At 73.6% G+C, this 23,335-nt stretch carries 18 protein-coding genes; 10 read left to right on the forward strand and 8 right to left on the reverse strand.

Annotation, left to right across the window (positions count from 1 at the left end; translation table 11 throughout):
• Nucleotides 1-176: 176 nt before the first annotated feature.
• Complete coding sequence (locus ABT299_RS28480) at nucleotides 177-977, reverse strand: SAM-dependent methyltransferase (protein WP_500252579.1); 801 nt, start codon at nucleotides 975-977, stop codon at nucleotides 177-179.
• A gap of 207 nt (nucleotides 978-1,184) precedes the next feature.
• On the opposite strand from ABT299_RS28480, the gene ABT299_RS28485 reads away from it, so the two are divergent.
• The 7 genes from ABT299_RS28485 (at nucleotide 1,185) to ABT299_RS28515 (ending at nucleotide 12,265) form a co-directional block, all read left to right on the forward strand.
• The gene (locus ABT299_RS28485) at nucleotides 1,185-3,281 is read left to right on the forward strand and encodes a vWA domain-containing protein (protein ID WP_500252580.1); all 2,097 of its coding nucleotides are present in this window, start codon (nucleotides 1,185-1,187) and stop codon (nucleotides 3,279-3,281) included.
• On the forward strand, nucleotides 3,281-4,606 hold the full coding sequence (locus ABT299_RS28490; protein WP_500252581.1) for an extracellular solute-binding protein: 1,326 nt from the start codon (nucleotides 3,281-3,283) through the stop codon (nucleotides 4,604-4,606). The genes ABT299_RS28485 and ABT299_RS28490 overlap by 1 nt, the downstream gene beginning before the upstream one ends.
• An 85-nt stretch (nucleotides 4,607-4,691) precedes the next feature.
• On the forward strand, nucleotides 4,692-5,069 hold the full coding sequence (locus ABT299_RS28495; RefSeq protein ID WP_433239392.1) for a DUF3054 domain-containing protein: 378 nt from the start codon (nucleotides 4,692-4,694) through the stop codon (nucleotides 5,067-5,069).
• Between the two features lie 130 nt (nucleotides 5,070-5,199).
• A complete protein-coding gene (locus tag ABT299_RS28500) occupies nucleotides 5,200-6,849 on the forward strand; it encodes an AMP-binding protein (RefSeq protein ID WP_500252582.1) in 1,650 nt (549 codons plus the stop codon).
• A gap of 114 nt (nucleotides 6,850-6,963) precedes the next feature.
• Nucleotides 6,964-9,984 (forward strand): AMP-binding protein, encoded by a 3,021-nt coding sequence (locus ABT299_RS28505; protein ID WP_500252583.1) that lies wholly within the window; start codon nucleotides 6,964-6,966, stop codon nucleotides 9,982-9,984.
• Between the two features lie 104 nt (nucleotides 9,985-10,088).
• Nucleotides 10,089-11,459: a cytochrome P450 gene (locus ABT299_RS28510; RefSeq protein WP_190852645.1), complete on the forward strand. Its 1,371-nt coding sequence runs from the start codon at nucleotides 10,089-10,091 to the stop codon at nucleotides 11,457-11,459.
• Nucleotides 11,456-12,265, forward strand: coding sequence for an SDR family oxidoreductase (locus ABT299_RS28515; RefSeq protein ID WP_433239383.1), 810 nt, complete (start codon nucleotides 11,456-11,458; stop codon nucleotides 12,263-12,265). Before ABT299_RS28510 ends, ABT299_RS28515 begins: the two co-directional genes overlap by 4 nt.
• Here the strand turns inward: ABT299_RS28515 and ABT299_RS28520 are convergent.
• Nucleotides 12,235-13,110: an oxygenase MpaB family protein gene (locus ABT299_RS28520; protein WP_500252584.1), complete on the reverse strand. Its 876-nt coding sequence runs from the start codon at nucleotides 13,108-13,110 to the stop codon at nucleotides 12,235-12,237. The two genes, ABT299_RS28515 and ABT299_RS28520, sit on opposite strands and share 31 nt — an antisense overlap.
• Nucleotides 13,111-13,214: 104 nt before the next feature.
• Between ABT299_RS28520 and ABT299_RS28525 the strand changes: the two genes are divergently transcribed.
• Nucleotides 13,215-13,883, forward strand: a complete 669-nt coding sequence (locus tag ABT299_RS28525; RefSeq protein ID WP_500252585.1) for a TetR/AcrR family transcriptional regulator — start codon at nucleotides 13,215-13,217, stop codon at nucleotides 13,881-13,883.
• Nucleotides 13,884-13,958: 75 nt separating this feature from the next.
• Nucleotides 13,959-15,431, forward strand: coding sequence for a carboxylesterase/lipase family protein (locus ABT299_RS28530; protein WP_500252586.1), 1,473 nt, complete (start codon nucleotides 13,959-13,961; stop codon nucleotides 15,429-15,431).
• Here ABT299_RS28530 and lhgD read toward each other — a convergent pair.
• From lhgD to ABT299_RS28550, 4 genes are all read right to left on the reverse strand, one after another.
• Complete coding sequence (gene lhgD / locus ABT299_RS28535; RefSeq protein WP_500252613.1) at nucleotides 15,428-16,609, reverse strand: L-2-hydroxyglutarate dehydrogenase; 1,182 nt, start codon at nucleotides 16,607-16,609, stop codon at nucleotides 15,428-15,430. The genes ABT299_RS28530 and lhgD overlap by 4 nt on opposite strands.
• A 63-nt stretch (nucleotides 16,610-16,672) precedes the next feature.
• Nucleotides 16,673-16,864, reverse strand: a complete 192-nt coding sequence (locus ABT299_RS28540; protein WP_151541353.1) for a tail-anchor membrane protein — start codon at nucleotides 16,862-16,864, stop codon at nucleotides 16,673-16,675.
• A gap of 94 nt (nucleotides 16,865-16,958) precedes the next feature.
• Nucleotides 16,959-17,762: a histidinol-phosphatase gene (hisN, locus tag ABT299_RS28545; RefSeq protein ID WP_500252587.1), complete on the reverse strand. Its 804-nt coding sequence runs from the start codon at nucleotides 17,760-17,762 to the stop codon at nucleotides 16,959-16,961.
• A gap of 51 nt (nucleotides 17,763-17,813) precedes the next feature.
• Complete coding sequence (locus ABT299_RS28550) at nucleotides 17,814-19,472, reverse strand: IS200/IS605 family accessory protein TnpB-related protein (RefSeq protein ID WP_500252588.1); 1,659 nt, start codon at nucleotides 19,470-19,472, stop codon at nucleotides 17,814-17,816.
• Between the two features lie 252 nt (nucleotides 19,473-19,724).
• Here ABT299_RS28550 and ABT299_RS28555 point away from each other — a divergent pair, with 252 nt between their 5' ends.
• Nucleotides 19,725-20,597, forward strand: coding sequence for a hypothetical protein (locus tag ABT299_RS28555; RefSeq protein WP_500252589.1), 873 nt, complete (start codon nucleotides 19,725-19,727; stop codon nucleotides 20,595-20,597).
• 58 nt (nucleotides 20,598-20,655) lie between these two features.
• On the opposite strand, the gene ABT299_RS28560 is transcribed toward ABT299_RS28555, so the two are convergent.
• Together ABT299_RS28560 and rsgA are read right to left on the reverse strand one after the other, a co-directional pair.
• Nucleotides 20,656-22,233 carry a serine/threonine-protein kinase gene (locus ABT299_RS28560; protein WP_500252590.1) on the reverse strand — a complete coding sequence of 526 codons (1,578 nt, stop codon included), beginning with the start codon at nucleotides 22,231-22,233 and terminating at the stop codon, nucleotides 20,656-20,658.
• 68 nt (nucleotides 22,234-22,301) lie between these two features.
• Nucleotides 22,302-23,267, reverse strand: a complete 966-nt coding sequence (rsgA, locus tag ABT299_RS28565; protein WP_387026868.1) for a ribosome small subunit-dependent GTPase A — start codon at nucleotides 23,265-23,267, stop codon at nucleotides 22,302-22,304.
• Nucleotides 23,268-23,335: the final 68 nt, after the last annotated feature.

Raw genomic sequence — 23,335 nt, forward strand, 5'->3', positions numbered from 1 at the left:
GGGGCTCCGCCCCCACGCCCCCGGCGCGCTTCGCGCGCTTTTGGGGCTTCGCCCCTTGCCCCCCTCGGGCTTCGCCCTCGCCTTTGGTGCTGGTTTTTGCTCTGCGCCCTTTTTGGGGCTTCGCCCCTTGCTTTCCTTGAGAGTGCGGGTTGTTGCTCTGCGGTCTCTCGGGGGTGTCAGGACAGGGGTTTGCGGGCTACGGCGCAGGCGCCCAGGCCGGTCGGCGCGTCGGTGGGGGTCGGCTCGCCGGGGGGCAGGTCGGGGCGCCACAGGTGCGGATCGACCAGTCCCGGCTCCAGCAGGTCGAAATCGCCGAACAGGGCGGTGATCTCGTCCCTGCCGCGCAGGGTGCCGAGGCCCATCGCGCCCTGGTACGCGTCGGCGACCTCGCGCAGGGCCGGGAGCACGTGGCTGATCGTCAGGAAGCTGCCGGGCGGGAGCCGGTCGCGGAGGCGTGCCAGCAGGTCGGCCGGCACGGGATCGGGCAGGAAGTGGAACAGGGCCAGCGCGCTGACCGCGACCGGGCGGTCGAAGTCGAGCGTCCCGGACGCCAGCTCGATGATGCGGTCGATGTCGGCGACGTCGGAGTCGACGTACCCGGTGCTGCCCTCCGGCCGGCTGGTCAGGAGAGCGCGGGCATGGACGAGCACGATCGGGTCGTTGTCGACGTACACCACCCGGGACTCGGGCGCGACGCCCTGCGCCACCTCGTGCAGGTTCGGGGAGGTCGGCAGGCCGGTGCCCAGGTCGAGGAACTGGCGGACCCCGTGGTCGCGCGCGAGCAGGCCGACGGAGCGGGCGAGGAACCTGCGGTTGGCGAGCGCCAGCGGCCGCAGCTGCGGGCAGATGCTCAGGATCTTCTCGCCGAACGCGCGGTCGGCGCCGAAATGGTCCTTGCCGCCGAGGTAGAAGTCGTACACCCGGGCCGGGTGCGGCACGTCCGTGCGCAGGTCCACGGGAGGTGAGGCGTCGGTCATGAGGGGCTCTTCCTGGGGAGGAGGGGGCCGAGGCCATCCGATCCTCCCATGATCGGCGACTGCCGGGCGTCGTCGCCGGGTGGGGCCTAATGGTGATTTTCTGTGTCCGAATCAGAATGATCGACTGTTACGAATACGTTGCGGGCAGTGCGGCGCGCCCTGCTTAGACTGGTCGGGTACCCGGGGGGACGCATTCTTGGGAGTGGGATGTCCTCGGAGGGTCCGCCGGCTCGAAGCGGTAAACGCCGCCGGGAGTTCTTTCCGGCGCTCGGGGCCGTCTACACCTTTTTCGGCCTGGCCACCACCGTCTTCAGCGGCCGGCTGCTCAGTATGCCGGCGTGGGGGCTGGTCCTCCTTCTCCTCGGCTTTTTGTTCGTGGGTTTCGTCGCCGCGTCCGTTCTGGTGTCCGACCTCTCCGGACTCAAAGTGCCCGCGATGGCGGCGGCCGTCCTCGCGCGGGCGTTCCGGCTGCTGTACCGGGCCGTGCGATGGTCCTGGCCCGGGATCGCCGCCGCCCTGGCCGTCGGCCTGGTGATCTTCAAGGCGCCGGTGCTGTGGGCGTACGCGACGTCCGGCGGGTCCTGCGCGGAGCCGATCGACCTGCGGGTCGTCACGGACGCCGAGAACGTCGCACCGCTGGCCGAGGCGGCCCGGCGGTACGCCGCGGAGAGGGCGGACCACGGCTGCCGCGAGGTGACGATCAACGTCGCGGGGGACGCGCCCACCGACGAGATCAAGAACGGCTTCGCCCGCGGATGGACGAGCCCGGGCGCCGAATCGGGCGGTGGCGACTGCTCGTCCCCGCCGTCCCGGGCGACCCTCCTCGGAGCGCAGCCCGACGTCTGGATCCCCGACAGCCTGACGATCGCCAAGGGTGTGCGGGACGACGTCGACGGCCGGACCCCGTGCTCGGGCAAGGCGAGCCACTTCATGGCGAAGGCCGACCTGGAGATCGGCCATGCGCCGTCGGTGGGCTCGTCCCCCCTGGTCCTGGCCGTGTTCGGCAACTCCGACAGGCCCGACCTGGCGGGCGACCCGGGAAGGCAGAGCCTGGAGTCGCTGGTGCACGAGCTCAACGCCGAACAGGTCCTGACCTCCGTCGCGCGCCCCTCTCCCGACACCTCCGACTCCGCCCTTCTGGCGACCCCGCTGCTGCACCAGGCGCTGCGGACCGGATGGGCGGGCGGCGACAAGGGGCCGTTGGAGAAGATCTTCGACGAGAGCAATATGTCCGGCAGGGACGCCGTTTCGCTGGTGTGCGGGTTCCGGGCGAAGGACAATGGCGGAGAGAGCCCTCCCCAGGGGACGGCGGTCATTCTCCCTGAGAGCGTTCTGGCGAGATATGATCACGGTGACGCGCTGGGGGCGGGGTGTCCGGGCAGGAAGCCCTCCTCGCAATGGTGGCTCTATCCGTACTACACGAATGACCTTCCCGTCCTCGATTATCCGTTCGTGCACGTACGCTGGCCGGGCGAGGACTCCGCCAGGCGGGACAAGGCGGTCGCGGCTTTCCGGAAGTGGCTCGGGAAGGACGAATTCGCGAAAGCCGGCCTTCGCACCGCCTCCGGCCGGATCTCCGCCGCCGGAACGGCGGTGCGGAGCCTGCGGGACCCCAGGCACCCCGTCCCCGAGAGCATGCCGCCCCACCCCCTGCGCGGCGACGGCACCTGCCTCGCCTCGTTGCAGGCGCTCCTGGGCTGCTACGGCGACGCCCGGCCGAAGCCTCCCGTGGGCCTGCTGATCGACGTCTCCGGCTCGATGGCGAACACCGTCGGGCAGAACGGCCCGAGCCTCGGGCGCGCGCAGGCGCTGGCGACGCGCATCCTGGCCGACACCAGGCCCACAGCCCCGACGTCGCTGTTCTTCTTCTCGCGCAGCAGCAGCCCGGAGGCCGGGCCGGTGGCCTCGTCCACCGACGAGGCGGGGCGTCTCAAGGTGGCCGCCGCGCTCCAGCGGGCCGTCACGAACGACTGGGACATGCCGCTCACGACGGCGATCCGGCAGGCGGTCGCGACCCGCCTGCCGCCCGGCAAGAAGACCCTGGTGGTCCTGACCGACGGTCAGGCCCCCGCCAGCGATCCCGGCGCGGCCGACCAGGCCCGCGAACTCGCCGGGACGCTCAGGTCCGAGGACCGCGCGCTGCACGTCCTGATCGTGCTCACCGGGCAGTCGGACTGCACCGCGGAGCCGGTCGCGTCGATCGCCGCCGCCTTCGGCCGCGATTCGTGCATCGGCGGGCCGAGCGGCGACATCGAGGACCTGGCGCCCCGCGCGGTGGCGCGGATCCTCTGGGGGGACGACTGATGGCGGCGCCCGCCGGCGGCCTGAACGGCTACGTCACGCGGCACAGGCGCCTCGTCGCCTCCGTCGTGGCGTTCGTCCTCGTCCTGGGCGCCGCGGCGGGCACGCGGTGGTCGGCCGGCTACCGCCCGGCCTTCCGCGGATGCGGGGAGCACCGCGGCCTGACGATCGCCACGGACATCGACATCAGCCCGGACTTCCAGCGGCGCGCCCTGGTGGAGGGCTGGAACAAGCTGCACCCGGACGAGCAGGCGACGCTCGTGGAGGTGTCGCGGTCGACGGACGCGACGCGCAGCCAGCTCGTCGCCGCCCTGGACTCGGGAAGCTGCGCCTACGACGTGCTCGTCGTCGACATCGCCTGGCTCCCCGAATACGCGCAGCGCGGCCTCCTCGCCGAGGTCGCGGACGACTGGATGGAGGACCCGGCCGACTTCTTCCCGGTGACCATGCTGACGGGGCAGTGGAAGGGGCGGCAGTACGCGGTGCCCTGGTTCACCGATGCCGGGCTGCTGTACGTGCGGCGAGGCGAGAGGACGCCGGCCTCATGGGACGAGCTGCTGAAGAAGGGGTACGCGGCGCAGCTCGGATACTACGAAGGGCTCACCGCGAACGCGCTGGAGGCCGTCTGGAACACCCAGAAGGGAGCGGTCCTGAGCGGCACCATCGACAAGGTCGACGTGAGGACGGCCCAGGTCGTCCTCCGGGGGCTGGACCGGCTCGCGACCGGCGGCCCCGCGCTGGCGGACTCCCGCGCCTCCATGGAGGACGGCTCCCTCGACGCGTTCGCCGGGGGCCGCGCCACGCTCATGCGCAACTGGCCCTACGCCTTCAGGACGCTGACGGCCGACCCGCGCGTCGGCGACGGCTTCGATGTCGCCACCCTCCCGGCCCCGGGGTACAGCGTGCTCGGCGGATGGGACCTGGCGGTCTCCGCGCGGTCCAGGCATCGGGCCGAAGCGGGGCGGCTCGTCGACTTCCTCGGCAACGCCGAATCCCAGCACCAGCTGTTCGCCTGCGGGGGGTTCACCCCGACCAGGCTCTCGGTGCTGCACAACCCGGCGCCGTGCAGGGATCCGAAGTACCGGCCGGAGGAGCTGCCTTCGGCCAAGCGTTTCGCCGCGTTCGCCACCACCGTCCAAGGTGCGCTGGACCTGGCGCGCCGCCGGCCGGTCACGCCGTACTACGCGCAGTTCAGCGAGACCTTCCGTGGCTGCGTGGAGCAGGTGCTCGACGCGCACGCCGTTCCGCCGCGGGCCCGGGAGCCGAGCGCCGCGACGCTCGCGAAGGTGCTCACCGCCGCGCTGAAGGGCGAGCACAGCGGCTGCTAGCGCGCGGTGTCGATGATCTCGGCTGCGATACACGATCTGACGGGGGCGTCTCAGGGCTGCGGGGAAGCGGACATAACCTGGGCGTATGCGGAATGTGGTGGCGGGTGTGCTCGATGTCTGCTGCGTGCTCGTGTTCGTGGGGATCGGGCGCAGCTCGCATGACGAGGCGGCCAGCGTGACGGGGTTCCTGAACACCGCGTGGCCGTTCCTGGTGGGGCTCGCGGCCGGGTGGGCGGTGCTGCGGGCGTGGCGCCGGCGGGCGGACGCGGTGGTGCCGGTAGGGGTCGGGGTCTGGCTGTCGGCGGTCGCGGTGGGGATGGTGCTGCGGGTGATCTCGGGGCAGGGGATCGCGTTCACGTTCGTGCTGGTCGCGCTCGTGTTCCTGGGGCTGGTGCTGCTCGGCTGGCGGGGCGTGGCGCGGGGTGCGGCGGCGCTCCGGGGTGACAAACCCGAGCGTGTCTGAGTTGTTGGATCTCTCCAAATGACCGGGCGGTCTGTTTGCCGGTCGGGCCGGTTGACGCCGGGCGCGCGGTGCTGGTGAAGTTACCCGCGAGTCACGTGGGTGACCGAGCAAGCATGTCGAAGGGGACACGATGGCATCTGCGCTGCGGGACTGGCTGGACAAGCCGAACACCGGACGCGGCGTACACCTGGCCGCCGACGACGGCGGCTGGGACTTCCGCGGCTACGGTGAGCTGGCCTCCGCCGCGCGCCGCACGGCCGGAGCGCTGATCGAGGAGGGCGTCCGCCCGGGCGACGTGGTCTGCCTGATCCTGCCCACGGACTTCACCTGCATCGAGACCTACTTCGCCGTGTGGGCCGCGGGCGCCACGGTCTGCCTGATCACCCCGCCGCTGTTCCAGGACGGCGACGACTACGTCGCGCACGTGGCCGCGATCCTGCGGCAGGCGAAGCCGGTGCTGGTGGCCGCGTCCGCGGACCTGGCGGACTACGCGGGACGGGCGATGGCGCAGGCCGGCCTGCCCGGCGAGCCGTGGCTGCCGCGGCAGGCGGCGGCCGAGGCCGAGGTGCAGCCCGCCGGGGAGCTGGCGCTGCTGCAGTTCACCTCGGGGTCCAGCGGCGCGCCGCGCGGCGTCATGGTGACCTGGGACAACCTGGAGGCCAACAGCGAGCTGATCGCCCGGTCGGCGGGCTTCGAGGACGACGACGTCGTCGCGTCGTGGCTGCCGCTGTACCACGACATGGGGCTGATCGGCTGCTTCCTCACGCCGATCGCCCGGCAGGGGAAGCTGCGGCTGATGCGCCCCGACCACTTCATCCGCGACCCCGCACGCTGGATCCGCTGCTTCGCCGAGGCGCAGCACACGGCGGCGCCGCCGTTCGCGTACGCCTACTGCGCGCGGCGGGTGAAGCCGGAGCAGCTGGAGGGCCTGGACCTGTCCGGCTGGAAGATGGCGCTGATCGGCGCGGAGCCCATCGACCCGCACTCGCTGGAGGTGTTCGCGGAGCTGCTGGAGCCGTTCGGGTTCTCGCGGACCGCGTTCCGGCCGGCGTACGGGATGGCCGAGACGACGCTGCTCGTCACGATGGACAAGGAGCTGCGCGACCCGCTGGCCGTCCGGCCCGACCCGGAGTCGCTGTCGTTCGGGAAGCCCGTGCGGATCCTGGAGCAGCACTCGCTCGGGCCGCGGTCGATCGGCGCGAAGGCGGGCTGGATCGTCGGCTGCGGGACGCCCGAGGAGGACGTGCCCGTGCGGATCGTCGACGACGAGGGCCGGACGATGCCGGAGGACGTGCTCGGCGAGATCGTCGTGGGCGGCGCGTCGGCGTGCCCGGGCTACTTCGCGGGCGCCGAGGCCAAGTCGACGCGGTTCGTCGACGGCGAGGTCCACACGGGCGACGCGGGCTTCTTCCACGAGGGCCAGCTGTTCGTGCTGGGGCGGATGGGCGACAGCATCAAGGTGCGCGGCCGGTCCGTCTACGTGGAGGACCTCGAATCCAAGATCGCCGAGGTGTCCGGGCTCGGCAAGGGCCGCATCGTGGTCGTCGGGGTGCCGGGCGCCGGGCAGAAGGGCCTCGCGCTGTTCGCCGAGACGCTGGACGACGCGTGGGTGCCCGAGGTGCGCGAGATGCTGCGCCGGCGGGTCGGCGAGGACGTCGAGGTGACGATCGTGGTCGGCACCGGGCTGATCCAGCGCACGTCCAGCGGCAAGCCCCGCCGCCGGTACATGTGGGAGCGGCTCAAGGACGGCAAGATGGACGGCGCCCGCGTCGTGGACTGAGCCCGCGCGGCGGCCGGGGGGGCCGGCGTTGTGAGGTCAGCCTCTGAACGGGGCGTCCAATTGCTAAAGCCGGTGATAACGGACAACATGGGTTGACGCTCTGAGAGGTCGACGATGCCGTCTGTTGCCACGACGCTTTTTCGCCTGGGTTCCCGCCTGGGTTCCACCGCCCAGAACGCCCTCGAGGTCGCCCGTTTCGGCGGCCTGGACACCGAGGAGGACGCCTCCCCGTTCGAGGTGGTGACCGAGCAGCGCGTGTACCGCCTGCGGCACTACTTCCCGCGGGCGGCGGACGGGCCGGTGGTGCTGCTCGTCCCGCCGCTGATGATCACGGCGGAGGTGTACGACATCTCCTCGCGGGTCAGCGCGGTGGGGGTGCTGCGGGACCTCGGCGTGGACCCCTGGGTGGTCGACTTCGGCGCGCCCGAGCGCGAACCCGGCGGGCTGGAGCGGACCGTCACCGACCACGTGGTGGCGGTCAGCGACGCGATCGACCGGGTCCGCGCGATCACCGGGCGGGACGTCCACCTCGCGGGGTACTCGCAGGGCGGCATGTTCGTCTACCAGGCGGCGGCGTACCGGCGCAGCGAGGGCGTGGCGTCGATCGTGACGTTCGGCAGCCCGTCCGACACCAGCGTCGGGCTGCCGTTCGGGCTGCCGAGCTGGATCGCGACGGAGGGCGCCGAGCGGATCCCGGACTGGATGCTCGGCGGGTTCGCGGTGCCGGGCTGGGTGACGCGGCTGGGGTTCCAGCTGCTCAGCCCGGTGAAGTCGGTGCGGTCGCGGGCCGAGTTCCTCATGCAGCTGCACGACCGGGAGCGGCTGGCGCCGCGCGAGCGGCAGCGCCGGTTCCTGGAGCGGGAGGGCTGGGTGTCGTGGCCCGGCCCGGCGCTCGCGGAGTTCATCCGGCAGTTCGTCCAGCACAACCGGATGCTGACGGGCGGGTTCGTGATCGGCGACCGCCTCGTCACGCTGGCCGACATCACCTGCCCGGTGCTGACGTTCGTCGGCGAGGTCGACGAGATCGCGGCGCCGCCGATGGTGCGCGGGATCCGGCGGGCCGCGCCGCGCGCGCAGGTGTACGAGGCGTGCCTGCGGGCCGGGCACTTCGGGCTCGTGGTGGGCGGCCTCGCGATCTCCCGGACGTGGCCGGCGGTCGCGGCGTGGGCGCGGTGGCGCGAGGGCGACGGGGAGCTGCCCGAGATCGTCGCGCCGGTGACCGGGGACGAGGAGGTCCCGCCCGCGTCCCTTCCCGGCGGGCCCGCGGGTTACGGCCTCCAGCTGGCGATGGGCATCGGGACGAGCGCGGCGCGCTCGGCGTTCCGGACGGCGGCGCGGGCCGTCCAGGGGACGCGACAGCTGAGCGGGGAGGCCGCGCAGAACCTGCCGCGGCTGGCCCGGCTGGAGCGGATCCACTCCGACACGCGGATGTCGATGGGCCTGCTCCTGGACGAGCAGGCCCGGCGCATGCCCGGTGAGGTGTTCTTCCTCTACCAGGGGCGCGCGCACACCCACGACGCCGCCAAGCGGCGCATCGACGCGGTCGTGCGGGGGCTGATCCACATCGGCGTCCGGCACGGGGACGCGGTGGGCGTGCTGATGGGCACGCGGCCGACGGCGCTGGCGCTGGTCGCGGCGCTGAGCCGGCTCGGCGCCGTCGCGGTGCTGCTGCGCCCGGACGGCGACCCGGCGGCGGAGGCGCGGCTGAGCGGGGTCACCCGGGTGATCGCCGACCCCGAGCACGCGGCGCGGGCCGCCCGCCTGGACGGGGTCGAGGGCCACGTGCTCGGCGGCGCCGGGCGCGGCGACCGGCCGGGCGGGCGCGGCCCGCTGCCCGACATGGAGCTGATCGACCCGGACGCGGTGGAGCTGCCGCGCTGGTACCGGCCGAACCCGGGGCGGGCCGGCGACCTCGCGTTCGTGATCTTCAGCGGGGACGGCGAGCACCTGCGCGCGAACCGGATCACCAACCGGCGGTGGGCGCTGTCGGCGTTCGGCACGGCCTCGTCCGCCGCGCTGTCGCCGGCCGACACCGTCTACAGCATCACGCCGCTGCAGCACCCGTCCGCGCTGCTGATGAGCCTCGGCGGCGCCGTCGCGGGCGGCGCGCGGCTCGCGCTCGCCAGCGGCTACGACCCGGAGACGTTCTGGGACGAGGCGCGCCGCTACGGCGTGACCGTCGCGTCCTACACCTGGACGCTGCTGCGCGACCTGGTGAACGCGCCGCCCGACCCGGCCGAGCGGCACCACGCGGTGCGGCTGTTCATCGGGTCGGGGATGCCGCGCAACCTGTGGCGGCGGGTCGAGGACCGGTTCGCGCCCGCGCGGGTGCTGGAGTTCTACGCCTCGACCGAGGGCGAGGCGGTCCTGGTCAACCTGAGCGGCAAGAAGCCCGGCTCGCTCGGCCGCCCGCTGCCCGGCAGCGCCGAGGTGCGGCTGGCCCGCTACGACCTGGAGAGCGGGCGCCTCGTCCAGGGGCCGGACGGCCTCGGGGTCGAGTGCGAGCCCGGCGAGATCGGCATGCTGCTCGCGCGGGTCCGGCCGTCGGCGCTCGGGGCGGCGGCGCGGCCGGTGCGCGGGGTGTTCCGCCCCGAGGACGCGTGGACGATCACCGGCGACCTGTTCCGGCGCGACGCCGATGGCGACTTCTGGCCGGTCGGGCGGGACGCGGAGCTGATCCGCACGGCGGAGGGGATCGTCCCGCCGGGGCCGATCCGGGACGCGCTCGGCGACCTGCCGTACATCGACATCGTCGCGGTCTACGGCATCCCGGTCGGCGACACCGAGCTCGCCGCCGCGGCCGTGAGCCTGCGCGACGCCAAGCGCGGCGAGGCGGGCGCGGCGGGCCGTCCCGCCGCGGACGGCGCCGAGCTGAAGCCGGTGGACCTGTCGGAGGCGCTGCTGCGGGTGGAGCCGGGGCTGCGGCCGGCGATCGTCCGGGTGGTGGACGAGGTGCCCGTCACGGCCGGGCGGCGGCTGCGGACGGCTCCGCTGCGCGCGGAGGGCGTCCCGGCGGTGGCGGACGGGCGGACGTACTACCGGGACAAGGCGGGCGCGTACCGGCCGCTGACGGAGGCGGCGCGGCGGCGGCTGCTGCGCGCCCCCGCGTCCGGCGGTGTAACTCACCTGCCGTAAGCCTGGACTTACGGCCGTCCGTTGCGTTACAACAAAGCGACAGAAACTGCACTTTTGTTGCACGCCGCCCCGGCCCCCGCCCGGGCGGCGCGTCCGGAGGGTTCATGACGAGCGTGCTCGCGCCGCCGCCGGAGGGCAGCGGACTCAAGGCGGTCCCCGGCGTCCCCGGAATCCCGTACGTCGGCAACACCCTCAGCGTGATGCGCGACCCCATCGGGATGGCCCGGCGCCGCTACGAGGAGTACGGCCCGATCGCGTGGGGTTGGCTGCTCGGCATGCGGACCTGCACCGTCCAGGGGCCGGAGGCCGCCGAGGCCGTCCTGGTCAACCGGGACAAGGCGTTCGCGAACGGCCCGGCCTGGAGCTACTTCATCGGGCCGTTCTTCCACCGCGGCATCATGCTCCTCGACTTCGAGGAGCACCTGCACCACCGCCGCATCATGCAGCAGGCGTTCACCCGGCCCCGGCTGCAGGCGTACATGGAGGCGATGGCGCCCGGCATCGTCCGGGGCGTCGAGGCGTGGGACGCCCGGTCCGGCTTCAAGGTCTACGACCACGTCAAGCAGCTCACCCTCGACCTCGCCACGGACGTCTTCATGGGCGTCGAACTGGACCGCGCCGAGGCCGACCGGGTCAACGGCGCGTTCATCGACGCCGTCCGCGCCGGCACGGCCTACGTCCGGTTCAACGTCCCCGGCCTGCGCTGGAACAAGGGCCTGCGGGCGCGCAGGGAGCTGGAGGCGTTCTTCTACCAGCACCTGCCCGCCAAGCGCCGGGACGGCGGCGACGACCTGTTCGCGGCGCTGTGCGAGGCGGAGACCGACGACGGGCAGCGCTTCACCGACGAGGACGTCGTCAACCACATGATCTTCGCGCTGATGGCGGCGCACGACACCACCACCATCACGCTCACCACGATGGCGTACTACCTCGCCAAGTACCCGGAATGGCAGGAGCGGCTGCGGGACGAGACGTTTGCGCTCGCGGAGCGGCTCGGCCGGCCGTCGCTGGAGTACGCGGACCTCGACGCGCTGACCGGCATCGACATGGTGATGAAGGAGTCGCTGCGGATGGTCCCGCCCGTCCCCGCGCTGCCGCGCCGGGTCGTCAAGGACACCTCGATCCTCGGCTACCACATCCCCGCCGGCACGACCGTCGTCGTCCCGATGCTGAGCAACCACCACATGTCCCAGTGGTGGAAGGACCCCGACACGTTCGACCCCGAGCGGTTCTCGCCGGACCGCCGCGAGGACAAGGTGCACAAGTACGCCTGGTCCCCGTTCGGCGGCGGCGCCCACAAGTGCATCGGCATGTACTTCGCGGGAATGCAGGTGAAGACGATCCTGCACCAGGTCCTCCAGCGGTACCGGTGGAGCGTGCCCGGGCGGTACGAATGGCCGCTGGACACCACGTCGCTGCCGTCCCCGAAGGACGGCCTGCCCGTCCGGCTCGACCGGCTTCAGGAGGCCCCGTGAGCAAGGTCATCGCGATCACCGGCGCGGCGCGCGGCATCGGGCTGGCGACCGCCCGCGCGCTCAGGGCCCGGGGCGCCGCCGTCGTGATCGGCGACGTCGACGAGGCCGCCGTGAAGGAGGCGGGCGAGTCGCTGGGCGTGGCCGCCTTCCCGCTGGACGTGACGGCGCGCGAGTCGTTCGAGGCGTTCCTGGCGAACGCCGAGGACGCGGCCGGGCCGCTGGACGTGCTGGTGAACAACGCGGGGATCATGCCGATCGGGCCCGTCACCGGCGAGAGCGACGCCGACGCCCGCCGCTGCCTGGACGTCAACGTGCACGGCGTCATGCTCGGCACGAAGCTGGCGCTGGGCCGGATGCTGCCGCGCGGGCGCGGCCACGTGATCAACGTGGCGTCCGTCGCCGGGGTGCTGCCGACGCCGGGCCTCGCGCTCTACAACGCCAGCAAGTCCGCGGTCGTGGCGTTCACCGAGGCGGCGCGGCTGGAGGTGCGGGGAAAGGGCGTGCACGTCAGCGCGGTGCTGCCGACGTTCACCAACACCGACCTGATCGCGGGGACGCGCAGCCCGAAGGGGATGCGCAACTGCGAGCCGGAGGAGATCGCCGCCGCCGTCGCCGGGCTGATCGCCCGCCCGCGCCCGCAGGTCGTCGTCCCGAAGGCGCTGGGCCGCCAGATCAGGCTCGGCGCCCTCCTGCCGGACCGGCTGAAGCAGGCCGTGTCCCGCCGCTACGGGCTCGACACGCTCTTCCTGGACTACGACCCGGAGGCCAGGAAGGCCTACGACGCGAGGATCCGCTCCGCCCCCTGACCGCTGCGGGCGGCGCGGGCGCGGCGGAAGGCGCGGCGGGCCTGCGGAAGGTAGCGGGCGGCCTCGGGGAGCAGCGGCCACAGCCGGTTCCCGGCGCGGACGGCCGCGGCGAACCGGCGGTACCGGCGCTCGTCGGCCGCGCTCCAGGGCAGCTCCAGCAGCTCGCGCATCCGGGGGTGCAGGCCGCCGACCGTGATGAACCGGGCGACCGCGTTCAGCGGCGGCGACACCGCCCGCCACACCGGCGCAGGCACCTTCGGCGGCGCGGGCAGGCCCTTGGTGACGTAGCCGACGCCGTAGCGGGCGGTCTTGTGCGCGACGATCTCCTCGTCGAGCATCCGCTTCCAGTACGCCTGGAACGCCTCCCAGTCGTCCGGCATGGCCCGGTCGCTGACCCCGTACATCCGGAACCAGGTCTTGGACTCGTCGTAGATGCGGCGCTTCTCGTCCTCGGCGAGCGGCCGGATGAACGTCTCGATGCCGTAGAGCATGTTGTCGAGGAAGGTGGCGTGCGCCCAGTAGTAGGTCTCGGGGTCGAGCGCGTGGTAGCGGGAGCCGTCCGGCATCGTCCCCTTGATGCCGACGTGGTAGTCGCGGACGCGCCGTCCCGTCTCGGGGGAGCGGTCGCCGCCGTAGACGGTGTCGAGGATCGGGCCGGCGGAGCGCTTCAGCCGCGCGAACGTCTCGGAGAAGAACACCGAGTGGTCCAGGACGCCCTGGCCGAGCGCCGGGAGCATGTTCTGCAGCACCGCGGCGCGCGGGCCGACCAGCAGCATCCGGGTGTCCCCGAAGTACCGCCAGGTCAGCGAGCCGGGGCCGAGAGGGGTGGGCGCTGGATCGGGCATGGACACCGCCGAGGGGGGACGAGGATGGAACAGAACGACAGTAATTGTAGCTGTGTCGCGCGGAATGTCACGGAAGGGGCCCCGGGGGCGGTTAAGGTGCGTCCATGACCACGGACGCGACCTCGCTGACCGGTGCCCGGCCGTCTGAGCGCGGCGACGGCGGGCTGCTCGCCCGGCTGTCCGATCCCGCCGCCGACGGCGACGACCTCGACGCCCGGATCCTCGACGCCGCGCTCGGCGAGTTCGAGACCTACGGGCTGCGCCGGGTCAGCGTCGAGGACGTCGCCAAGCGCGCCGGCGTCGCGCGCACCACGATCTACCGGCGGTTCACCAACAAGGAGCAGCTGCTCCAGGCGGTGATCCTGCGCGAGTGCCGCCGTTTCCTCACCGGCATCGCCCGCGCCACCGAGGGGCTCGCGTCCCCCGAGGACGCGGTGGTCGAGGGCTTCGTGGCCGGGTTGCAGAGCGCTCGGACGCACCCGCTGATGACGCGGGTCCTGCAGAGCGAGCCGGAGGCGTTCCTGCCGCAGCTCAGCATGAACGGCGGCGCGGTGATGATCGCCGCCCGCGACGTCCTCGCCGGCCGGCTGCGCCGCGCCCGCCCCGACCGCGCCGACGAGCACAACGCCGTCGCCGAGGTGCTGCTGCGGGTCGCGGTGTCGCTGCTGCTGGTGCCCGGCGGCGGGCTCGCGCTGGACGACGAGGACGACATCCGCGCGTTCGCCCGCGGCTACCTCACCCGGATGCTGCGGCCGGGGGACGGCACCGGCTGAATCGCCCATTCCGCCCCGGGCGGCCGTCCCGTACCCTCTGATTGTCGAATTTCGTTCTAGAATCGGAGGCGGGCCATGGCGGCGGTCGTTCGGACGGCGTACGGCGAGGTTCGCGGCACCACCCGGGACGGCGTCACCGCCTTCCTCGGCATCCCCTACGCGGCGCCGCCGTTCGGCGAGAACCGGTTCAAGGCCCCGCGGCCGCACGAGCCCTGGGACGGCGTCCGCGACGCCACCGAGTACGGGCCCACCGCGCCCAAGCCCGGCTACCCGCGCCCCTACGACCGGCTGCTGCCCGATCCCGTCGTCCCCGGCGACGACTGCCTCAACCTCAACGTCTGGACGGCCGATCCCGGCGGCTCCGGGCTGCCGGTCATGGTGTGGATCCACGGCGGCGCGTTCCGCAACGGGTCCGGCGCCGTCGACGTCTACAACGGGCACACCTTCGCCCGCGACGGCGTCGTCTGCGTCAGCGTCAATTACCGGCTCGGCGTCGAGGGCTTCGCGCATCTGCCGGGGGCCCCCGCCAACCGCGGGCTGCTCGACCAGATCTTCGCGCTGGAATGGGTCCGCGACAACATCGCCGGGTTCGGCGGCGACCCCGCCCGCGTCACCGTGTTCGGCGAGTCCGCGGGCGCGATGAGCGTCAGCACCCTGCTCTCCCTCGACCTCGGCCTGTTCCACCGCGCGATCGCGCAGAGCGGCGCCGGCTCCATCGCGCAGGACCCGGCGGACGCGCTGCTCGTCACCAAGGAGATGGCCGCGCGGCTCGGCGTCGAACCCACCGCCGAGGGCTTCGCCGCGCTCGACCCGGCGGCGATCCTGCCCGTCCAGTCCGCCGTGGCCGCCGAGGTCACCGCGCTGCCCGACCCCGGCCGCTGGGGCGCCACCACCGCCGCCGGCGGCATGTCCCTCACCCCCGTGCTGGACGGCGAGCTGCTGACCCGGCGGCCCGAGGACGCCGTCGCCGCCGGCGCCGGACGCGACGTGGACCTGCTCACCGGCTACACCTCCGAGGAGTTCCGGCTGTTCCTGATGCCGACCGGGATCGCCGCCGCCCTCACCGACGACCTGGTGTTCGCCGCGACCGCCGGGATGGGCGTGCCGCCGGCGGTGGCGGCCGCCTACCGCGACCGGCACCCGGGCGTCCCGTCCGGCGAGCTGATGGCGACGATCATCACCGACCACCTGTTCCGGATCCCCGCGAACCGGCTCGCCGAGCGGCACGCCGCGTCCGGCGGCACCGGCGGCACCTGGATGTACGAGTTCGGCTGGCGGTCCCCGAACCACGACCTCGGCGCCTGCCACGCCCTGGAACTCGGCTTCGTCTTCGACAACCTCACCGCCGAGCCCGAGGGCCTCTCCGGCCCGAACCCGCCGCAGGGGCTGGCCGACCGGATGCACCGCGCCTGGGTGGCGTTCGCCTCCGGCGGCGACCCCGGCTGGGAGCGGTTCGAGCCGTCCGGCCGCGCCGTGAAGCTCTTCGACCACCCGTCCGACGAGATCGTCCACGACCCGCGCGGCGACGACCGGAAGCTGTGGCCCTAGAGGCGGGCCGTGACGTGCTCGGCGATCGCGAGGGACGAGGTCGCGGCCGGAGAGGGCGCGTTGCGGACGGTCACGACCGGGCCGACGCGGCCGATGCGGAAGTCGTCCACCAGCGAGCCGTCCGCGTCCACCGCCTGGGCGCGGACGCCCGCGGGCGCGGCGACGACGTCGTCCGCGGTCAGCTCCGGCACGAACCCGCGCGCCTGCGCGACGAACGCCCGCTTGACCGCCGACCCGTACAGCTCCTTCGCCCCGGTCCGCCAGTGCCGCCGAGCGAGATGCCGGAAGCCGGGGAAGCGCAGCGTCTCCCACAGATCGGCGGGACGGACGTCGCGGCGCCGGTAGCCCTCCCGCGCCAGCGCCAGGACGGCGTTCGGGCCGACGTCGACGCCGCCGTCCACGCGGCGGGTGAAGTGGACGCCGAGGAACGGGTACCGCGGGTCGGGCACGGGGTAGATCAGCCCGCGCACCAGGTCCGTCCGGGACGGGACGAGCCGGTAGTACTCGCCCCGGAACGGGACGATCGCCGGCTCCGCGGCGTCGCCCGCCAGCCGGGCCACCCGGTCCGACTGGAGGCCGGCGCACACGATCAGCAGGTCGAACACCAGCTCCTCGCCCCCGGGCGAGCCCACCCGGACGCGGTCGCCCGCCCGGCCGAGCCGCACCACCTCGAAGCCCAGCCGGACCTCGCCGCCGCCGGCGGCGACGTCGTCCGCGAACGCGCGCGCCACCGCCGGGAAGTCGACGATGGCGGTGGTGGGCGAGTGCAGCGCCGCGACCCCGGCGGCGTGCGGCTCGATCTCGCGAAGCTCGGCGCCCGTCAGCCGGCGAAGGCCGGGGACGCCGTTGGCGGTCGCGCGGCGCTCGATCTCCTCCAGCGGGCCGAGTTCCCCCGCGTCCCGCGCCACGACGACCTTGCCGCACTCCTCGTACGGCAGGCCCTTCTCCGCGCAGTACTCCTTCAGCAGGCCGATGCCGCGGCGGCACAGGGTCGCCTTGAGCGACCCCGGCGCGTAGTAGAGGCCCGCGTGGGCGACACCGCTGTTGTGGCCCGTCTGATGGGCCGCGATGCGGGCCTCCTTGTCCAGGACCGTCACGTGCGCGCCGGGCCGCGTCGCGGTCAGCCGCCGCGCGACGGCCAGTCCGAGGATCCCGGCCCCGACGACACCGATCCGCATCTCCGCCACGAGGCGAATGCTACGGCGCGGCGAACGCCGCGGCGTGGCGGGGCCGGGCGGGGATCAGCTGCCCAGCCGCTTGCGGCCCTGCGCGCGGACGCGCTTGCGCTGCGACGGGTCGAGCATCAGGTAGCCGGCGAGCGGCGCCCCGAGGACGCCCAGGATGATCAGCGCGCTCAGCCACCACGGGAACACGAACAGGGTCAGGAAGCCGACGACGACTCCACCGATCACTACCTTGGTCTTGGTCGACATCTGGTACCTCCGTTGACGGGCCGCCATCTGTTACAACGGCCGTCCCGCGACCGCTGTTCCACGATATGTCGCGAGTCCGCCCGGAGGCCAGCCGTCAGACCCGCAGGGACAGCTGCCCGCCGCCCAGCGCGCGCAGCACCTCGGCGTGCAGCCGCCCGTTGGTGCACACCACGCTGCCGCCGTCCGGGCCCGGCACCCCGGACAGGTCGGTGAACATCCCGCCCGCCTCCTCCACGATCACCTGGAGGGCGGCGAGGTCCCACAGCGACACCTCCGGCTCGGTGGAGATGTCGATCGCGCCTTCCGCCACCATCATGTGCGACCAGAAGTCCCCGAACGCCCGCGTCCGCCACACCTGCCGCGTCAGGTCGAGGAAGTGGGGGAGCCGGCCCTGCTCCTCCCAGCCGCTCAGGCTGGAGAACGACAGCGACGCGTCCGACAGCTCCGTCACCGCCGACACGGTCATCCGGGTCGCGCGGGTCAGGCTGCGGCCCGTCCAGGAGCCGCCGCCGCGCGCCGCCCACCAGCGCCGGTTCAGCGACGGCGCCGACACGACCCCGACCACGATCTCGTCGTTCTCCATCAGCGCGATGAGCGTCGCCCACACCGGGACGCCGCGCACGAAGTTCTTCGTGGCGTCGATCGGGTCGATGATCCAGCACCGGTTGCCGTATCCGGTCCGCCCGTACTCCTCGCCGAGCACCGCGTCCCTCGGCCGGGCCCGCTTCAGCGTGCCGCGGATCTGCTCCTCCACGCTGCGGTCGGCGTCGCTGACCGGCGTCAGGTCCGGCTTGGTCTCGACGCTCAGGTCGAGGGCGCGGAAACGCCTGGTCGTGATGTCGTCGGCCCCGTCCGCCAGCACGTGCGCGAGACGCAGGTCATCGGAATAGCCCGCCACGGCGTGCCACGCTACCGCGATCACGGCCCGCACCGACACACTCACCGTTCCTCAACAGTGTCCAGGAGTGAGTTCTGAACCCATGTCCCGGTGCTGCGCGTGTCCCGAACGGTGTTGGACGCGCTGGTTCCCCGCGTTCTGGTTGCCCGCGTCCGGGGGGCCTGCATCGTGTACGGGCTCCGTGACGGGGTGGCAGGGTCCCTCACGCCCCAGGGTACCCGGTCCGGTCTGGACGGTCCGATGCCCGCGATCATCGCTCTGGTGATGGCGGGGTGGTGCCGTTCGTCGCCGGATCGGGTGCCCCAGGGCGCGTCGCCCGATCGCGATGCTCGCCGCATCGTGCCGGGAAACCCTCCTGGTCTTACTGCTCATCGGTTCACGCCAGTGCTGGGCGCCCCAGGTGGAGGTGTAGGCGGGGTCCACCGCCACGATCGCCAGCCCGGCTTCGGCCGCCATCGCCACCAGCCTGGCCCTCAGTCGCCCGGTGGGCATGCCGGAGATCAGTTGCCGGAACCGTTTGCGGCGACCGTGCTTCTCCCGGGTCTTCTCGGCGGCGAAGTCGAGGTCCTCGATGGCGATCGCGGCGACCCCGCAGTCGGCGGCCCAGTGCAGCAGGCCGGTGATGGCGTGCCGGACTTGGGCGTCGCGGTGCGCGGCGTCGCCGGACAGGTCGTAGCCGAACCGCTTGGGGTCGCCGACGGGGTTTCCGTGCCGGTCCAGGTGCCAGGCGGCGAAGTGGTCGGCGTTGGTGTCGACCCCGATCATGCCACGTACGCGCGCGGTCTCCAGCGGGGGTGTCGGTGCGGTGACGCGCTGCCAGGACGCTGTGATGTACCAGCGGCCTCGCTCGACGTCGAGGTGGATGCGGTAGGCCACCGCCCGGTCGGCCGTGATGCGGTCGGCCCACTCGGTACCCCGGTGCCGGAAGGCGACGCGGGCCGCCAGGACGTACCGGCCGTGCGGTGCGTTCGCCAGGTACCCCAGCGGGGCCGGGAGCCGGATCGACACCTCCCCGCCCGGGGCGATGCGGATGGTCTCGTTGCCGTACCGCTTGCCCGACTCGCCATCGGCGCGCAGGAACCAGCGTCGGGCCTCCCACCGCTCCCGCCACTGCTCCTGCGTGAGCCCGGCCTCATTCAGATGGTGCCGGGCGTTGAGGAGCCGGTGGCCGCCCCGCACCACATGCACACGCCCGGCGTCCCAGTCGGCCCGCTCGGCGGCCAGCCGGTCCCGCAGCACACCCAGGCGACGGGACTTGGCGAACCACTCCCGTCTGGAGCGGTAGCCGCCGGGCGCCCGCTTGCTGCCCGGCGCGCCGATCGGCAGGGACAGCCGATGCTCGATCGTCGCCACACCGGCCTCAAGCGAGCGCAGATGCGCCAGCAGGCCACGCCGCGCCAGCGCCCACTGGTCATGGGTGGCCTTGGTGATACTCCCGGCCCACCGCGCCGACGACTCGCCCGTCAACTCCCGCTTGCGCACCGCCCACCGCTGCGCGTCATGCTCCAGGCCGTCGGCGCAGCGGACCTTCAGATCACGGCCGGCCAGCGACCCCAGATGCGCACCGGTCAGCCGCAGCACCCGCTCGTCCTGGGCGGTCAGGCCCTTGAGGCGGTCGCGCACCGCCACCCCCGACGGCCCCGCCACCACGAACGGCGCGGCGAACGCGCCGGTGGCGGCCCTCTCACCATCGGTGGCGGACTGTTTCATGGCCGATACTTTAAGTGACTGCATTCGAACGTGCAATCGATATGTCACTCGCCGCACACCGCAACCGACCCCACTGGCCCGGGCCGCCCTGACCAGCCCTACGGGAACACGGCTCCGCCCAACACACGCCGGCACTCCACCCTGGACACTCACACGCCAGCAGTCCAGAACCCCCCGGCCGTAACGGCTTTTCGGCCCGCCCCCGAGGCGCGGCGGGCGGTGCCGCGCGCGGGCACCTGGCAGCATGGGCGCATGGCCCACGATCTACCCGGGTGGGTCGCCGAGCTGACCGATCCGCGCCGCGCGCGGACGCTCGACGAGCTCGCCGACCGCCTCGTCCCCCTGGCCGAGCACGCCATCGACGTCTCCCGCCGGCTGCAGGCGCAGCTGAACGAGCTGAACGACCCGTTCAAACGGGAGGCCCTGTACGGGCGGGTCGAGCGGCTGAAGGCACGCGCCGGCGAGGCGCTGGAGGAGATCACGGCGGAGATCGCCGCGTCCGGCGACGAGCGCCTCGAACGGCTCTGGGCGGACTGGGCGGAGCGCGCCGGGAGCGACGGGACCGGCGGGCGGGACGCCCGCGAGGAGGAGCTGCGCCGCCGCCTCGACCGCGACGTCGTCCCCGTGCTGTCCCGCAGCAGGCAGGACGTGGCCGAACGGGTCGCCGCGCGGACGTCCGGCGCGCTGGAGGAGGCGACGCAGACCCTGCTCACCCGGGTCGAGGAGCTGGCGAGGGCCGTCACCGACCTGATCACCGAGGTGCTGCCGCTGGCCCGCGAGGGCCTGGCGCTCGCCAAACGCGTCTCCGGCCTGTCCGCGCAGGCCCGCAAGGCCGGGCGCGGCCCGATCCCCGAGGAGCTGAAGGACGCCGGCGCCGGGACGGCCCGCGCGTTCGACGAGGCCGTCGCGCGGCTGGAGCTGGAGTGGGCCGCGCTCGGCGCCCGGTCCGCGACCGTGCGGGCCGCGCTGCGCGCCGCCGAGGAGAACGCGTTCAGCCACGTCACCGAGGAGATGACCCGGTGCGTGGAGGAGCTGGCGCCCGAGCACGTCCGGGCCCTGAACGAGGCGGAGGCGCGGGCCCGCGCCCTGTTCGGCGACCTCGCTCAGGAGCGTCCGGCCACGTGAACTTCCGGCTGAACGGCCGCGCCGCCCGGCCGGTCAGGGCGTCCGTGCGGGCGCCGGTTCAGCCAGAGGAGCGGAAGCTCGCGAGGAACGTCTCGTACACGGGGACGGTCGCGTCCCAGTGCGCCTGGTCGGCGGCCAGGATCACCTGGTAGAGCGCGCCGTCGAACGGGAAGACCCGCACCCGCGCCCGTCCGGCCGTGCCGTTCTTGGTGAACGTGAACTCGATCTCCGCCGCGTCCCGGCCCAGGTACGGCACCTTCCGATTGAAGTACACCTGCTTGTAGTCGGTGTAGTCGAAGTCCTTCGTCGCCGCCGCGAGCGCGTCCCCGGGATCGCTGGTGTCGAAGGGGCCGGGCTTGGCCCGCGTCACGGCCAGGCCGCGCGTCGCGCCCTTCCCGGGCGCGGTGAAGGTGACGTCGTCGCCGGAGCCGTCGGCCGTCCAGCCGTCGGGCACGGCCGCCACGAACGCCGACCCCTCGTACCGGTGGTAGCCCGGCGGGACGCCGGAGCCCGCGCTCGGCGACGGATGGGCGCTCGGCGTGCCGCGCGGGCCGCCGTTCCCGCCGCCGTCGACGAAGACCGCGAACACCACGGCCGCCGCGACCAGCGCGACCGCGAAGATCCCCGCCGGGACGATCAGCTCCCACCGCCGCCGCGCGGGCCGGGGCGGCGGCGATTCGGGAAGCGGCGGCGGCTCGGGTCCGGGCGCCGGGCCGGGCGGCTGCGTCCCTTCGCCGCCCTGGCCAAGGGTGGCGTTGAGGCCTCGCGGCTCCGGGTTCGGCAGCGGGCCTGGCGGAATCGGGCCTGGAGCGGCCGGGCCGGGCGTGGGCTGCGCCGCGATCGCGCGCAGAAGCCGTTCGGCCTCGTCGTAGCCGAGCCGTTCCTGCGGGTCGCGGCGCAGCAGCCCGCGCAGGACCGGTTCCAGAGGCCCGGCCCGGCGCACCGGGTCCGGGTCCTCCCGCAGCAGCGCCCCCATCAGGGCGTAGATGTCAGGACGCTCGAACGGGCGGCGGCCCTCGACCGCCGCGTACAGCGTGGCGCCCAGCGACCACAGGTCGGACGCCGCGGTGGCGTCCTCGCGGCGCGCCTGCTCGGGCGACAGGTAGGCGGGGGAGCCGACGATCGCGCCGGTCTGCGTGAGCGTCTCGTCGCCCGCGATGGTGGCGACGCCGAAGTCGGTGAGCACGGCCCGCTCGTCGGTGAGCAGCACGTTCCCCGGCTTGACGTCGCGGTGCACCACGCCCTCGGCGTGCGCCGCCCGGAGCGCGCCCAGCAGGTCCAGCCCGATCCGCGCCACCCGGTCCGGGGCGAGCGGGCCCTCCCGCCTGATCACCGCGTCCAGAGCGGGCGCCCGCACCAGCCGCATCACGATCCAGGGGCGGCCGTCCTCCCGGACGACGTCGTGCACCGTGACGATGCCGGGATGGTCGAGCTGCGCCGCCGACCGCGCCTCCCGCATCGTCCGCGCGTACACGTGCTCGGTCTGCGTCCCGTCCAGGCCGCGCGGCGGGGACACCTCCTTGATCGCCACCTCGCGGTGCAGCACCGTGTCGCGGGCGAGCCAGACCACGCCCATACCGCCGCGGCCGAGCTCCTCCAGGAGCTCGTAGCGGCCCTCGTCGATCGTGCGCGGCATGCAGGCGACGATACCGACGTACCACACGGAGTGAAGCGCCGTTCTCGCCCCGTTTCCGGGGCATGCGGCTACTCCGGCTCGCCCTCCCGGCTGGCGAGCAGCCGGCGCAGCGAGTCCAGCCGGGCCCGGCTGGCGTGCCCGTCCGCGACCCATCCGTCCAGGCCGCAGGACTCCTGGAGGTGGTCGCAGAGCGGCGGGCAGCGCTCCGCCGCGCCCTCCGCCAGGTCCTCGAAGGCGTTGATCACGTTCTCCGGCTCGACGTGCGCCAGCCCGAAGCTGCGCACCCCCGGGGTGTCGATGATCCAGCCGTCGCCGCCGGGCAGCTCCAGCGCGATCGCCGACGAGGACGTGTGCCGGCCCCGCCCGGTCACCGCGTTCACCCGGCTGACGGCCCGCTCCGCGTCCGGGACCAGCGCGTTGACCAGCGTCGACTTGCCCACGCCCGAGTGCCCGACGAGCACGCTCATCCGGCCGGACAGGTGCCCGCGCAGCTCGTCGAGGTCGCCGCCGCGCCGCGTCACCACGTACGGGACGCCGAGCGGCGCGTACTCGGCGACGAGGCCGTCCGGGTCGGCGAGGTCGGCCTTGGTGAGGCAGAGCAGCGGGTCCATTCCGGCGTCGTAGCCGGCGACGAGCTGCCGGTCGATCATCCGGGGCCGCGGCTCCGGGTCGGCCAGCGCCGTCACGATCACCAGCTGGTCGGCGTTCGCGACGATGATCCGCTCGAACGGGTCGGTGTCGTCGGCGGTGCGGCGCAGCGACGACGCCCGCGGCTCCACCCGGACGATCCGGGCGAGGGTGTCCGTCGCGCCGGACACGTCCCCGACCAGCGCGACCCGGTCGCCGACCACCACGCCCTTGCGGCCGAGCTCGCGGGCGCGCATCGCGGTGACGGGCCGCTCGTCGCGGGTCCCGGCGTCCACCAGGCAGCGGTACCGGCCGCGGTCCACCGCCGTCACGAACCCGGCGGAGGCGTCCTCGTGCGCCGGGCGGCGGCGGGTGCGCGGCCGCGACCCGCGGCGCCCGGGCCGCACCCGGACGTCGTCCTCGTCGTAGTCCTGTACTCGTCGTGCCAGTGGTCGGTCTCCGTTCTCCGGCCGGC

Source organism: Spirillospora sp. NPDC000708, from assembly GCF_040299565.1.
In the GTDB taxonomy this organism is placed as follows: Bacteria; Actinomycetota; Actinomycetes; order Streptosporangiales; family Streptosporangiaceae; genus Spirillospora.

Excerpts from the sequence above, each read along its gene's own strand:
- ABT299_RS28495 (WP_433239392.1), top strand. The coding sequence starts at position 4,692 with ATGCGGAATGTGGTGGCGGGTGTGCTCGATGTCTGCTGCGTGCTCGTG.
- ABT299_RS28510 (WP_190852645.1), top strand. The coding sequence starts at position 10,089 with ATGACGAGCGTGCTCGCGCCGCCGCCGGAGGGCAGCGGACTCAAGGCG.
- ABT299_RS28485 (WP_500252580.1), top strand. The coding sequence starts at position 1,185 with ATGTCCTCGGAGGGTCCGCCGGCTCGAAGCGGTAAACGCCGCCGGGAG.
- ABT299_RS28500 (WP_500252582.1), top strand. The coding sequence starts at position 5,200 with ATGGCATCTGCGCTGCGGGACTGGCTGGACAAGCCGAACACCGGACGC.
- ABT299_RS28540 (WP_151541353.1), bottom strand. The coding sequence starts at position 16,864 with ATGTCGACCAAGACCAAGGTAGTGATCGGTGGAGTCGTCGTCGGCTTC.
- ABT299_RS28490 (WP_500252581.1), top strand. The coding sequence starts at position 3,281 with ATGGCGGCGCCCGCCGGCGGCCTGAACGGCTACGTCACGCGGCACAGG.
- lhgD (WP_500252613.1), bottom strand. The coding sequence starts at position 16,609 with ATGCGGATCGGTGTCGTCGGGGCCGGGATCCTCGGACTGGCCGTCGCG.
- ABT299_RS28550 (WP_500252588.1), bottom strand. The coding sequence starts at position 19,472 with ATGAAACAGTCCGCCACCGATGGTGAGAGGGCCGCCACCGGCGCGTTC.
- ABT299_RS28520 (WP_500252584.1), bottom strand. The coding sequence starts at position 13,110 with ATGCCCGATCCAGCGCCCACCCCTCTCGGCCCCGGCTCGCTGACCTGG.
- ABT299_RS28480 (WP_500252579.1), bottom strand. The coding sequence starts at position 977 with ATGACCGACGCCTCACCTCCCGTGGACCTGCGCACGGACGTGCCGCAC.
- ABT299_RS28555 (WP_500252589.1), top strand. The coding sequence starts at position 19,725 with ATGGCCCACGATCTACCCGGGTGGGTCGCCGAGCTGACCGATCCGCGC.
- ABT299_RS28525 (WP_500252585.1), top strand. The coding sequence starts at position 13,215 with ATGACCACGGACGCGACCTCGCTGACCGGTGCCCGGCCGTCTGAGCGC.
- ABT299_RS28530 (WP_500252586.1), top strand. The coding sequence starts at position 13,959 with ATGGCGGCGGTCGTTCGGACGGCGTACGGCGAGGTTCGCGGCACCACC.
- ABT299_RS28560 (WP_500252590.1), bottom strand. The coding sequence starts at position 22,233 with ATGCCGCGCACGATCGACGAGGGCCGCTACGAGCTCCTGGAGGAGCTC.
- ABT299_RS28505 (WP_500252583.1), top strand. The coding sequence starts at position 6,964 with ATGCCGTCTGTTGCCACGACGCTTTTTCGCCTGGGTTCCCGCCTGGGT.